The organism is Mesorhizobium sp. P2_C7, from assembly GCF_056404515.1.
In genome coordinates this window covers 1-13,013 of the sequence record NZ_JBFUDW010000026.1, presented here as the reverse complement: position 1 = coordinate 13,013, position 13,013 = coordinate 1, and the positions used below count along the sequence as shown (strand labels likewise).

General features: G+C 61.7%; 11 protein-coding genes. 2 read left to right on the top strand and 9 right to left on the bottom strand.

Annotation, left to right across the window (positions count from 1 at the left end):
* The first annotated feature begins 149 nt into the window (after positions 1–149).
* Positions 150–2,309 carry a mechanosensitive ion channel family protein gene (locus tag AC1D2G_RS33260; protein WP_477419354.1) on the top strand — a complete coding sequence of 720 codons (2,160 nt, stop codon included), beginning with the start codon at positions 150–152 and terminating at the stop codon, positions 2,307–2,309.
* Positions 2,310–2,327: 18 nt separating this feature from the next.
* Here AC1D2G_RS33260 and AC1D2G_RS33255 read toward each other — a convergent pair whose 3' ends face one another.
* Complete coding sequence (locus AC1D2G_RS33255) at positions 2,328–3,023, bottom strand: TetR/AcrR family transcriptional regulator (RefSeq protein WP_477419352.1); 696 nt, start codon at positions 3,021–3,023, stop codon at positions 2,328–2,330.
* A 197-nt stretch (positions 3,024–3,220) separates the two neighbouring features.
* Between AC1D2G_RS33255 and AC1D2G_RS33250 the strand changes: the two genes are divergently transcribed.
* Positions 3,221–3,709, top strand: coding sequence for a RidA family protein (locus AC1D2G_RS33250; RefSeq protein ID WP_477419350.1), 489 nt, complete (start codon positions 3,221–3,223; stop codon positions 3,707–3,709).
* Between the two features lie 393 nt (positions 3,710–4,102).
* Here the strand turns inward: AC1D2G_RS33250 and AC1D2G_RS33245 are convergent, their stop codons facing one another.
* The 8 genes from AC1D2G_RS33245 to AC1D2G_RS33210 all read right to left on the bottom strand — a co-directional run.
* A complete protein-coding gene (locus tag AC1D2G_RS33245; protein WP_477398818.1) occupies positions 4,103–4,921 on the bottom strand; it encodes an MBL fold metallo-hydrolase in 819 nt (272 codons plus the stop codon).
* 3 nt (positions 4,922–4,924) lie between these two features.
* Entirely contained in the window at positions 4,925–5,737 is an 813-nt protein-coding gene (locus tag AC1D2G_RS33240) for a TatD family hydrolase (RefSeq protein ID WP_477419348.1), read from the bottom strand.
* Positions 5,737–7,290 (bottom strand): methionine--tRNA ligase, encoded by a 1,554-nt coding sequence (gene metG, locus AC1D2G_RS33235; protein ID WP_477419346.1) that lies wholly within the window; start codon positions 7,288–7,290, stop codon positions 5,737–5,739. Before metG ends, AC1D2G_RS33240 begins: the two co-directional genes overlap by 1 nt.
* A 138-nt stretch (positions 7,291–7,428) precedes the next feature.
* Positions 7,429–8,484 (bottom strand): DNA polymerase III subunit delta', encoded by a 1,056-nt coding sequence (locus AC1D2G_RS33230; protein ID WP_477227129.1) that lies wholly within the window; start codon positions 8,482–8,484, stop codon positions 7,429–7,431.
* Complete coding sequence (gene tmk, locus AC1D2G_RS33225) at positions 8,481–9,155, bottom strand: dTMP kinase (protein ID WP_477419344.1); 675 nt, start codon at positions 9,153–9,155, stop codon at positions 8,481–8,483. Before tmk ends, AC1D2G_RS33230 begins: the two co-directional genes overlap by 4 nt.
* Before the next feature lie 204 nt (positions 9,156–9,359).
* Positions 9,360–10,526: a D-alanyl-D-alanine carboxypeptidase family protein gene (locus AC1D2G_RS33220; RefSeq protein WP_477419342.1), complete on the bottom strand. Its 1,167-nt coding sequence runs from the start codon at positions 10,524–10,526 to the stop codon at positions 9,360–9,362.
* Between the two features lie 103 nt (positions 10,527–10,629).
* Positions 10,630–11,859 (bottom strand): septal ring lytic transglycosylase RlpA family protein, encoded by a 1,230-nt coding sequence (locus AC1D2G_RS33215; RefSeq protein WP_477419340.1) that lies wholly within the window; start codon positions 11,857–11,859, stop codon positions 10,630–10,632.
* Between the two features lie 315 nt (positions 11,860–12,174).
* Positions 12,175–13,013, bottom strand: an 839-nt coding sequence (locus AC1D2G_RS33210; protein ID WP_477419338.1) for a polysaccharide biosynthesis protein, incomplete at its 5' end; no start/stop codon positions are given.

The following is a 13,013-nucleotide window of genomic DNA, read 5'->3' as shown; positions in this document are numbered from 1 at the left end:
GGACTGGCGATTGATGGCCGAGCTCCCTTGGCACTCCGCCTCGACGGACAATTCCGGCCCTGTTCGGGCGTATTGCATCGCTACATTATTTTGTTCGTGAGGCAGTATGTTGTGGGCATAGTGAAAGTGAGTCCATCGGGGGTCAGCAGATGAGTGTGATGGTTTTCCGGGCTGGCAGAACCGGCGTGTTGTTTGCAATGCTGATGGCGTCCCTGATCGCATTCACTGCGATCGCCCGGGCGCAGGCGACCTCGGCGCCGCCCCCTCCACCTGAAAAAGTCGAGCAGTTGCTGAAGTTGCTGAACGATCCCGAAGTCAAGGCCTGGATCGCCGAGAAGGGCGCGGCACCCGCGGCCGATTCGGCAATGCCAATGGGCGCTTCCGCCACTGACTTCATGGTCTGGTCCAACGCCATTCGCGAGCATTTGCAGGGCATTGGCAATGCGATTCCAGAGGTCCCTGACGAGATTTCCGGCGCAAGCTCGACGATTATGACCGAGATTCACGGGCGAGGGCCGGGAGCGATCCTCGTCCTGTTCGCGGCCTTTGTGGCGCTCGGGTTAGGTGCCGAGTTCATCTTCCGCCGTATCGTCGGCAGGGCTCACCGCCGCAACCCAGCTCAAAGCCCGGAAACGGGCGCACCCGCCCGACATCATGTGATCGCCCGAACGTTGTTCGTCGCCATCGCGCCGCTCGTCGTGTTTGCAATGGCCAGTGTCGGCGCCTTCCTGGCGTTTACCTGGCCACCACTGCTTTCTGCGCTGGTGCTGCCTTTGCTGATCGCTGTCATCGCCTGGCGCGTGATCATGCGGATCACGTCAGTTATTCTCGGCACGGCGGACGGCAATTTGAACCTTGGAGACCAGCCGAAGGTCCGGCTCATTCCGATGGACGATGTCACCGCTGCTTTCTGGCGCCGCCGCGTCGCGTTGTTTGCTGGCATATTCTTCCTTGGATGGGCGCTCGCAGGGGAGATGAACATCCTCCACTTCACGCCGAACGTCAGGAATCTCATCGTCTACATACTCGGTCTCGGTCTCCTCGCGGTGTCGATCGAATCCGTATGGCGGCGGCCGGCGGCGATCGAGCCTTCCAAGGTTTATCGGCTCAAGGAATGGCTGCTGACATTTTTCCTTTGCGTGCTCTGGCTCTTGTGGGTCGTGGGGATGAGCACGCTTTTGTGGATTGGCATCTATGGCTTGATCCTCCCACCAATCCTGAGATCCACCAGCTCAATCACCAAGTCGTTTTTCGCCAGCTCCGACGAGACGACGAAGTCGAACAATGCCATCTTCGAAGTGCTCGTCGAGCGTGGGGCGAGGGCGATCGTCATCGGGCTCGCCGTCGCCTGGCTCGCGACTGTCGTGCGTTTGCGCGCCAGCGGAATGATGGGCGACGAAAGTGTAGACCGCATCGTCCGAGGTGTATTGAGCGGCATCGTGGTGCTGCTCGCCGCCGATCTCATCTGGCAACTTGTGAAGGGTCTCATTGGCGGTCGCATCGATCGCGCCCGCACGGAGGGCGGCGACGAGGCAGCGCTTGCCCGCAGCGGGCGGCTTTTAACGCTGCTGCCGATCCTGAAGAATTTTCTCGCCGCACTCATTGCCGCCATTGCGATCATGATGGTTCTCTCCGGCCTTGGCGTCGAGATTGGTCCATTGATCGCGGGCGCGGGCATCTTCGGTGTTGCCATTGGCTTCGGATCGCAGTCGCTGGTAAAGGACGTCATCAGCGGTGTGTTCTACATGACCGACGATGCGTTTCGCGTCGGAGAGTATATCCAGAGCGGCACCTACAAGGGCACGGTCGAGTCCTTCAGCATTCGCTCGGTCAAGCTGCGCCATCACCGCGGCCCGATCTTCACAGTTCCATTCGGCTCGTTGGGCGCCGTCCAGAACATGAGCCGGGACTGGGTGATCGATAAGTTCTTCATTTCGGTCAACTACGACACGGACATTGCCAAGGTCAAAAAGCTGGTCAAGGGGGTCGGCGCCGAACTGCTGGCAGATGAGGAATTCGGTCCGCAGATCATCGAGACCTTGAAGATGAAGGGCGTCGAGGCTTTCGGCGATTATGGCATCAACCTCAGTTTCGCGATGACGACCAAGCCGGGACACCAATTCACGATCCGTCGCCGAGCCTATGTCATGATCCGCGAAGCGTTCGCGGCAAACGGGATCGAGTTTGCCTCGCCCACAGTGCAGGTCGCAGCCGGCAATGAGGACCATGGGGCAAGTGCGGCTGCTGCCAGGGATGCGGTGGTACGCAAACAGGTTGCGGAAGCCAAGGCCAAGGAAGGCGAGGGATAAAAGTCGGCCGGCGGAACTTTATCTTGGAGCGAGGCCATCGAGCAGGAAGTCGAGGCCTTTCCTGAAAGCGCCGAGCCAATCGTCATCCAACAGCAGACGAGAGCGTTCGATTGTCGGGTAGCGTCCGCTGAGATGCGCAAGGCGCTGCTGCGCGGCGGCCCTGTTGTCGTCCGAGAGGTCAAAGCTCGTCCGGGTGATGGTGGCGCCCATCACATAGTTCCAGAGTGACCATATCGCGACGTTCAGATTTGCGTCCGCCACGCCGGCGCTGGACAAGGTCTTGCTCAGCAGCTCCAGGCGGCTGAGGATGCCCGGGCCGAGCGCCCTGCGCGGCAACAACGATGCCGACCAGGGATGGCGCAGCATGCCAGTGCGCCAGTCTTCGAGCATATGGACGACTTCTCCGCGCCAGTCTTGAGACTCAGCCATTTGCGGCGGTTCGCGATATTCGAGCACCGAGTCGAGCGCCAGATCAAAGACATCCTCTTTGTTGTCGACGTGCCAATATAGGCTCATCACGCCCGAGCCGAGGCGATCGGCCAGCCGACGCATCGTCAATCCGTCGACGCCTTGGGCGTCCAGCAGTTCTACCGCCGTCGCCACGATACGTTCCCGCGTGAGAGGCGGTTCACTGCTCGCCTCCTGCACGGGCTGGTGCGAGACACCGACCTGTTGAGGTCGTTTGCTCCGGGCGCCGCTACGCTTGGCTGCCATCCAACTTTCCTCGCTGTTCAGGACATCGATTTTGACCGGCAACGCGACGAATGTCGATCTTGAACAATTGACTCGTACGACGTACTATACGACTACTCGTACATCGCACGAGTCGTCGTATGGGCGATGTGGTTAAAGTCCAATCATGCCGGCCGCGAGGGTAGGTCGCTCGCAGTCCGCGGAGCCGAGAGAAAATCATGTCACGCGCAATCAAGCGTCTGCTTATTGGAGGGCTAATCATCATGACCATCGCAGTTCCCAGGGCGGCAACAGCCAATGAGAACGATCGCAAGCTGACTATCGTCAATCCCCAAAACCTCTACGACCCGTCGCCGAATGGCTACAGCACAGCGGTGATCACACCCCGTGAAGGCCGGGTCGCCTATATATCCGGGCAGGGCGGCCAGGACAGCGCGGGAGCGCTGTCTCCCGACTTCGCCGCCCAGGTTAAGCAGGCCTACGCAAATTTGCGTACCGCGCTGGACGGGATCGGCGCGAAACCGGATCAGGTCGCCAAGCTGACGGTCTTCGTGGTCGATCACGATATGTCAAAGCTTGAGGTGCTGACCGAGAACGTCAAGGCAATGTTCGGCGAGGCGCTGCCGGCGCAGACTCTGGTTCCCGTTCCCAAGCTTGCAATTGACCCCATGCTGTTCGAGGTGGAGGCCGTGGTCGTGCTTGATTAGCGCGGGCGGTGTGCATCGCCAGTCGGTGACTGATCAATTGGCTTGCGGCGTTCTCGTTGCGCTGCGGCCAATTGCTCTAGCTGGGTGGCATTACCGCACATCAGAAAGTCGCATAAGATAGATTATGGAACTGAAGCGTGTGACGGCAGACGGTGATTTTCCCGCATTATCAGCCGTTTGGCGCCCATCCGGCTGCAGCAAATAGATGATGCCCACAACGCTATGGCGGTCACGCCAACCCGCGACCTCAAGATCTCTTCGATTGCGCCCGGCCAAATCGTCTGGTCAACACGGATTTCAGCTGCCGTGCATGCCGGATCGACTTGCCGCGATAGACACGACGTCATTCATTGTCGAAATTCCAGTGCGGCCAGCGATGAAGGATTGGCTTCATCACCATGAATCATATGGGATATCTATCACCATGCCGTCATAGGCTGGCTCGACGTTGGCTGGCGTCTCGGCCATCACCGTGGCGTAGTCGAGCGGCACATGCATATGCGTCAGCACGGAGTGCCGTGGCGCCAGCCGCTCGATCCATTCCAGTGCTTCGCCAAGCGACAGATGGCTGGGGTGCGTCCGGTACTGCAGCGCGTCGATGATCAGCACGTCGAGGTCGCGCAGCCGTTCGACGGTGGCCTCCGGAAAGTCACTGATATCAGGGCAATAGGCGAGCGTGCCAATGCGGAAACCGAGCGATATGATGTCGCCATGCACCTGCGGCAGCGGCTCGAGGGTGAGGGCACCCCCCTCTCCTTCGATGATCACCGGCTTCGCGTGATGGATGATATGAGCGTCGACGATCGGCGGATAGGAACTGCCCGCCGGCGTCTCGAAACAATAGCCGAAGGCCTGCCGCAGGCGCAGCATCGTCGGCTGGTCGGCATGGATATCGATCAGCTGGCGCTGATCGAGGACGAAACCACGCAGGTCGTCGATGCCGTGGATGTGGTCGGCATGCGGGTGCGTGTAGACGACCGCATCGATGCGCCTGACGGAGGCCATAAGCATCTGCTGGCGGAAATCCGGTCCGGTGTCGATGACGACGCTGGTGCGGCTGCCATCCGCGGCAATTCGCTCGACGAGTGCGGCCGCGCGCGTGCGCCGGTTCTTCGGGTTGTCCGGGTCGCAATTGCCCCAGTCGCCGGTGATGCGCGGCGTACCTGGCGACGAGCCGCAGCCGAGAATGGTAAGGCGCAGCCGGTCGGTCATCGTTCAGGCGCTCTGCTCGGGCCAAGCAGTTTGCTCGGGAGGTCGCGGCATCTTGCCGAACAGGCGGAAGAAATTGTTCGTTGTCAGATCAGCGATGTCAGCCTCGCTGACGCCGATTGTTTCGGCCAGCACTTTGGCCGTGTGCGCGACATAGGCCGGCTCGTTGCGCTTGCCGCGAAACGGTACGGGCGCCAGATAGGGCGCGTCGGTTTCGACCAGCAGCCGGTCATGCGGCACATCGGCGGCGATGGCGCGCAACTCGGCCGAATTCTTGAAGGTCAGGATACCCGAGAACGACACATAGCCACCGAGCGCAACGCCGATTTCCGCCAGCCTGCGCCCGGACGAAAAACAATGCAGGATGAAGGGGAAGGCGCCCTTCCCTGTTTCGTCCTCGAGGATGGCTGCCATGTCGTCATCGGCATCGCGCGAATGGATGACCAGCGGCAGCCCGGTTTCCCGCGCGGCGGCGATGTGGGCGCGAAATCCCTGCGCCTGCGCATCGCGCGGAGCCTTGTCGTAAAAGTAATCGAGCCCTGCCTCGCCGATCGCCACCACCTTCGGATGAGCCGACAGGCGCACAAGGTCCGCGGCGGTGACGTCGAGTTCGTCCGCGGCGTTATGCGGGTGGGTGCCGACCGAACAGTACACTTCGTCGAAGGTTTCAGCGATTTCAAGGATTTGCTGAAACCGCTTCACGCGCGTCGAGATCGTCACCATGCGGCTGATGCCGGCCGCCCTGGCGCGGGCGACAATGGCCGCCCGCTCCTCGGCGAAGTCAGGAAAATCCAGATGACAATGACTGTCGACGAGCATCAGACGTTCGCATCCGGCTGTTCAACGTAACGCGGGAACACCCCTTCCGGCGCAGGCAAGGCAACCCCCGACACAAGCGCGTGGTCTGCCGCGATATGCACGAAATCGCGGCTGTCCGCCGGCACCGCCAGCAGGTCGAGCAGTTTGTTGGCCGATCCCGGAATGAAGGGTTGGCACAACAGCGCCACGCGCCGGACGAGTTCGGCAGTCGTCCACAGCACGGTTTCCATGCGCGCCGGATCGCTCTTCTTCAGCGCCCATGGCGCCTGGCCCGCGAAATAACGATCGGCTTCCGCCACCACGCCGAAGATCGCCGCCAGCGCCAGATGGATGCCTTGCTCGGCCATGGTCTTGCGCGCCACGGCGAGCACGGCAGTTGCCTGATCGAGGATCGCCTTGTCCTCATCCGCCAGGGTGCCGCGTTGCGGCACCACGCCGCCGCAGTTCTTGGCGATCATCGACAGCGAACGCTGCGCCAGATTGCCGAGGCCATTGGCAAGATCGGCGTTGGTGCGGTTGACGATTGCTTCATGGCTGTAGCTGCCGTCCTGGCCGAACGGCACCTCGCGCAGGAAGAAATAACGCACCTGGTCCAGACCGTAGTGCTCGATCATCGTGAACGGGTCGATGACGTTGCCGACCGATTTCGACATCTTCTCGCCGCGGTTGAACAGGAAGCCGTGGCCGAAGACACGTTTCGGCAGCGGGATGCCGGCAGACATCAGGAAGGCCGGCCAATACACCGCATGAAAGCGGACGATGTCCTTGCCGATGATGTGCGCATCCGCAGGCCAGAAATGCCAATCATCAGCATTTTCATTGGGATAGCCGACACCGGTGATGTAATTAGTCAAGGCGTCGACCCACACGTACATCACGTGCTTCTCGTCGCCCGGCACCGGCACGCCCCAGTCGAAGGTGGTGCGCGAGATCGACAGGTCCTTGAGGCCGGATTTGACGAAGCTCATCACCTCGTTGCGGCGCTCAGCCGGGCCGATGAAGTCGGGCTGGTTTTCATAGAGCGCGACGAGCTTGTCCTGATAGGCCGAGAGGCGGAAGAAATAGCTCTCTTCTTCGACCCATTCGACGGGCGTTCCCTGTGGCCCGTACCGGACATTGTCTGGGCGGACCTCCGTCTCCTCCTCGCCGTAGTAGGCTTCGTCGCGCACCGAGTACCACCCGGCATAGCCGCCCTTGTAGATGTCGCCATTGGCGGCCATTGCCTTCCAGATCGCCTGCGACGACGCGTAATGCCGCTCTTCGGTGGTGCGGATGAAATCGTCATTGGAGGCGTTGAGCGCCTCCGCCATGCGCTTGAACTCAGCCGAGTTGCGATCGGCCAGTTCGCGCGGCGAAATGCCTTCGCGCTTGGCGGTCTGCAGCATCTTGATGCCGTGTTCGTCGGTTCCGGTGAGGAAAAAGACTTGTTTGCCGTCGAGCCGCTGGAAGCGGGCAAGCGCATCGGTTGCGATCAGTTCGTAGGCATGGCCGATATGCGGTTTGCCGTTCGGATAGGAAATCGCCGTCGTGATGTAGAACTTGTCGCGTGACATGAATGAACCGTCATGAATGTCTGAATGGAAAGGCGTGGCGGTGGATATCGCATCGGGGCGGCGATTGCCATCCCGGGGCCAATGCATGCCGCCCAAAAGTGGCCCCGGATTTGGGGCACGGCATACATGGAAAAACCGTCACATTCGCATTGCAGAATTCAGGCGGTCGATCATGGTCAAGGCGTGCTGCTTCTTGTCGAGATTGTAGGTGTCCGTCTCAGATATAGCGTCGAGCGCCTCATGCCAAGTGTCCGACAGTGTTTTGGCCCGTGTGAGGTCACCCGCCAGCGCTGCCTGGCTTGCCGCATCCGACAACAGCTCCAGCGCCCGGCGGTTGAAGATGTCGAACTGGATTGCCTGGTCGCGGCCGGCGACAGCCTCGGCAAGGCGAAACGCGCCGCCGACATCGTTCTTTCTTGCCGCCACCAGGGCGTCGAGCGTTGAGGCGATCTCCAGCCCGCCATACTGCGTCAACAGGATCGCACTGCGCGCGCTGCCCCCTGCCCGCTCGGCCAGCGCCGCGCGCGCGGCAGGATCGTCCGGCGGTGGCGGTTCGGTCGTTTCCAGCACCGCCATCAGGTCGTCGGCATCGAGCGGCGTCAATCGCACCACCTGGCAGCGCGACCGGATCGTCGGCAGCAGGCTGCCCGGCGCATGGACGATCAGGATGAACAGCGTTCGCGCCGGCGGTTCTTCCAGATTCTTCAGCAAAGCATTGGCGGCATTGGTGTTCATGTCGTCGGCCGGGTCCACGATCACAACCCGGTAGCTGCCGTCATGCGAGGTCAGCGACAGGAAGCGGCTGACTTTTCGGATCTCGTCGACGGTGACGACGGTCTTGAAGCTCTTGGTCTTGTCGTTGGGCGGACGGGTCAGGTGCAGCACGCAAGGATGCGCGCCGGTGGCGATCTGGCGAAACAGCGACGAGGCCGGATCGGGAACGGCAAGGCTTTCCGGCGCCTGCGCGAAGTCCGGGTGCTTCAAGAGATGATGCGCAAGATGGAAGGCAAGCGTCGCCTTGCCGATGCCGACCGGCCCGGAGAAGATCAGCGCATGCGGCAGCTTTCCCGCACGATAGGCGGCGGTCAGCATCCCGGCGGCCTGCCGGTGTCCAACCAGACGCGGTGTTTCGGATGGCTCGGGCACCCCGTCGAGCGTGTCGTGCTGCTCGGGTGCAATGCGCTCGAAGATCATGCCGGCGTCGCCTGCCTGTTGCGCGACGGCGTTCTTGCCTCCAGCGCCGCGAACACGGCGGCGGTGACGACATTCTCGACCGTATCGGGATCGGCGGCGGCGTTAACGACGATGCAGCGTTGCGGCTCGGCAGCCGCGATTGCCAGAAACGCCTCGCGGCGGGCCTGATGGATCGCCAGCCTCTCCTTTTCGAAGCGGTCGGCGATTGCTTCGGTGCCGCGCCGCAACGTCGCGCGCCTGAGACCCTCAGCCGGATCGATGTCGAAGATCAGCGTCATGTCCGGCATCATGCCGTTGATGGCGACCTGCTCCAGCGCATCCATGAACGCCCGGTCGATACCGCCGGTGACGCCCTGGTAGACCCGGGAGGAATCCAAGAAGCGGTCGCAAAGCACGATGGAGCCACGCTCGACCGCCGGACGGATGACCTGCTCGACATGGTCGGAGCGCGCGGCGGCGAACAGCAGCGCCTCCATTTTCGGCCCGAACGGTTCGGCCGCGCCCGAAAGCAGCACATGCCTGACAGCTTCGGCGCCAGGCGAGCCGCCAGGTTCACGAGTGGGGAGGACATCATATCCCTTGGCGCGCATCTTCCTGGCCAGCCGCTCGATCTGCGTCGACTTGCCTGCTCCTTCGCCGCCTTCGAAGGTGATGAAAAATCCGCGCGCCAATCGAAAAGCCCTTGCCATGCTTGCGGGTGGTTATAGCGCTCTAGATAGTCCGCGTCGGGGCAAACGTCTATGCCGTCGGCGCTAGCGCAATTCCAGGAAAAGTGTGAAACGGTTTCCCGGGAAAAGCGCGGCACTTTCCCTAGGGAATTGCGTCAAAGCCAAGAGATAGAGCGGTTCTGCGTTTCCGTGAAACGATGAATCGCTCTAGCGCAGCCAGCCGATCGCCAGTTCCTTGACGGCATCGAGCGCGCGCTGCGGCAACGTGCCGACGCCGATCGACTCAGCGGCGAAAAGCGGCGTTTCCTGGCTGAGCGTGTCGCCGATCCAGACGCGCAGCGCACCCACCGGCTGCCCTTCCTCCACCGGAGCGGCAACCGGGCCTGTGTAGACGATCTTGGCCGTCAGCTTGTCGCGGTTGGTGATCGGCAGGAAGATGGCGATCGGACCCTTGGCCTTCAGCGTCACCCCGGATTTCGCGCCGCCAAAAACCTGGGCTTCGCCGACCACCTCGTCCTTGGCGAAGATTTCGGTCTTCTCGAAAGAGCGAACACCCCAATCGAGCAGTTTTCGCGCCTCTTCGGCACGCTCCTTGTCGCTGGCCAGTCCGCTCATCGCCGCGATCACCCGCGTGCCGTTGTGGTTGACCGAACCGACGATGCCGAAGCCTGACGTCTCGCTCGCGCCGACCGCCAGGCCGTCGGCGCCGATGTCCATTGCCAGAAGCGGATTGCGGTTCCGCTGCGAGATCTTGTTCCAGGTAAAATCCTTCTGGCCGTAGTAGCGATAGAAATCCGGATAATCGCGCCACAGATGCACGGCCAGCAGCGCTAACTCCCGTACCGTCGTCTGCTGGCCGTCCGCCGGCAGGCCGGTCGAGTTGACGAACGTCGATGTCTTGAGCCCGATCTGGCGGGCGCGCTCGGTCATCTGCGCAGCAAAATTGTCCTCCGAGCCGGCCATGCCTTCGGCAATGACAATACAGCCGTCATTGGCCGCCTGCACCGTTACGCCCTGAATGAGATCCTCGAGCCGGATCGACGATTTGAGCTTGGCAAACATCGTCGAAGTTCCCGAGGGCGCACCACCCTTACGCCAGGCGTTTTCGCTGACCACGAACGTATCGTCGAGCTTCAAGCGTCCGGACTTTATGGCGTTGAAAACCACTTCCATGGTCATCAGCTTGGCCATCGAAGCCGGCGGTATCGGCTTGTCGGCATCTTTCGAAAACAGCACCGTCCCGGTCTCGGCATCGATCATGAAGACCTGCGCGGCCTTGGTCTCGAAAAGCTGCGCACTGGCTGGAGCCAGGGAAAGCAATAGCAGGCAAAAAAACAGAAGCCCGGCGAAAGGCTGGAGCAAGCGAAATTGCATGAAATTCGACCCGTTGGCCGGCACGTCCGGCAAGCCCGCGAAAAGTATCAGGCTTTTTCCGTGGCGGATCAACCGCGCAGTGGAGATCCGACCTTGCTTGCGCTCAGTTGCGCACAGCCAGCGCATCCGGCGCGCCATGCGACCAGGCTGCCTGCAGCAAATCATCCAGATTGCGGTGGCCGTCGGGATAAAGATTGACCGAATACCAATCCTCGCCATCGAGTTCGGAACGCTGGATCTCGATCTTGCCGAATGCGGCAAGCTGGGCGGCAACGCGCTTTGCCTCCGCCGCATCCTCGAACGAACCTGCCGCAACATAGTCGGTGGGCGAACCGGCCGACGGCGACTGACGCTTCCACGATTGCAGCAGGTCGGCCGGTGACATGCCGTCGCCGCCCAGCGCTGCGAAGGCGTTGGAGGCGCGCTCTACCCGCTCGTCCGCATAGGAGAGCGAGGCCACGGCAAACGGCGATTGCGGCGGCAGGCTGATCTCTGGGCGCTCCGGCACGATCGGGCCGAAATCCGGCAATGCCAGGTCGCCATAGGCCGGCGACTGCGCCGGCATAACCGCCTGGGCCGTCCCCGAATCGGTCAACTGGCCAGGAAACGGCACGGCGGCGGCACCAACGGGAAGGCTCGGCGACGGTCCGTTCATGGCGACCATGACGCCGGTCGGCAGTCCATCCGACGGGTCCGGCGCCCTGTTGCCGGGATGGTAGGAGGCCATCAGATACTGGTCGTCATCGCCGTCGAGCGGTGCGCGGCCGACATACTCGACCTTCACCTGAGCGGTGCCGATATTGGCATAATCAAGCATTTGGGCGGCGCGCTCCGACACATCGATGATGCGGCCTTCGTGATAGGGGCCGCGATCGTTGACGCGAACGATGACCGAGCTGCCGGTCTTGAGATTGGTGACACGGGCATAGCTTGGCAGCGGCATGGTCGGATGCGCCGCCGTCAGGTGTGTCATGTCGTAGACTTCGCCATTGGCGGTAAGCCGGCCGTGGAAGGCATCGCCATACCAGGAGGCCAGACCGACCTTGGCGTAGTGCTTGTCTTCCTTGGGGTAATACCACCTGCCCCGGACCTGATAGGGCTTGCCGAGCTGGTCCCGGCCGCCGCCACGCTGCAGCCGCCCGCCCCGGAAGGCCACACGCGGGCTTGCCTTCACGCCGTATTCGGATTCGGAGAAATATTCCTTGGAGCGGGTCTTTTTGTAGACCATCGCTTTGGGTTCAGGCGATGCACAAGCCGCCAGTAAGGCAGCCGACACCGCCAACAACGCGACTGTAGCAGCGCGACGAAGACGCGGGTGCGTCACAGCCTGCATTTTTTCAGATGTCCCCTACAGTCTCAATGAAAGACGCCGCCATCTAACCGCCAGAGGAGCAAAGCACTCACTCGACAATACCAATGACACCGTGAACCCCGATCCTTTGTGCGCAGGAATTGTTTATCACGGTATTAATCGATTATGGCCGGAACCGGGCAATATTGTGGCGCCGGTGCCTTGGCGGCCGGCCGGCAGCGTGGACGGATTAGGCCTGCGTCCAGGCGACATGGACGCGAACATGGTAGGGACGCTTTGCACAAAGTCAGGATGGCAATACGCTTTTAGCTTGTGGCGGTGGCACCGCGATGAGGATCAGTGCTTGCCCGAGTCCTCCCCGCTCATCAGCAGGTGAATCTCGCTCCCCGGAATAAACTCCCCGACGGTCGATTTCAGAAGCCGTAGGGCGCCGGGCAAATCTTGGGCGTCGATCCTGCGTTTCATTTCGTCGAAGATGCGCACGATCAGCGCTCCCTCGATCGACCGTGGAGATGCGGCCAGGATCCCCGACGCACCGGTCCCGCTCAAGGTTTCCTTGTTGTCGAAGAGTTCCTCGCAAAGCTTTTCCCCAGGCCGAAGCCCGGTGTAGACTATCTGAATGTCGGTGTCCGGGCGGTGCCCCGAGAGACGGATGAGATTTCGAGCAAGATCCACGATCTTCACCGGCGAGCCCATGTCGAGAACGTAAATTCGGCCGCGCTCCTGCTGCCGCTCGCGGCTATGAGCCGCCGCCTGCAGGACGAGGAGGCAGGCTTCCGAAATTGTCATGAAAAAGCGTTCCATTTCCGGATGGGTAACTGTCACCGGGCCGCCGGCCCTGATCTGCTTCTCGAACAGTGGGACCACGGATCCGGCCGAGCCCAGGACGTTGCCGAACCGAACGGTGACGAAACGTGTGCCGTTGACCGCCGAGTCCACATCCATCGCCTGGCAGAACATCTCCGCCATCCGCTTGGTCGCGCCCATAACGCTAGAGGGATTCACAGCCTTGTCGGTTGACACCATAATCATCGTGGAGACGTTGGCACGAAGCGCGGCCTCAGCGACATTGCGCGTCCCGATCGCGTTGGTGAAAAGGCCTTCAAGCGGCTGAGCCTCAACGATCGGCACATGCTTGAGTGCTGCTGCGTGGAAGAGCACGTCGGGCCTATGGC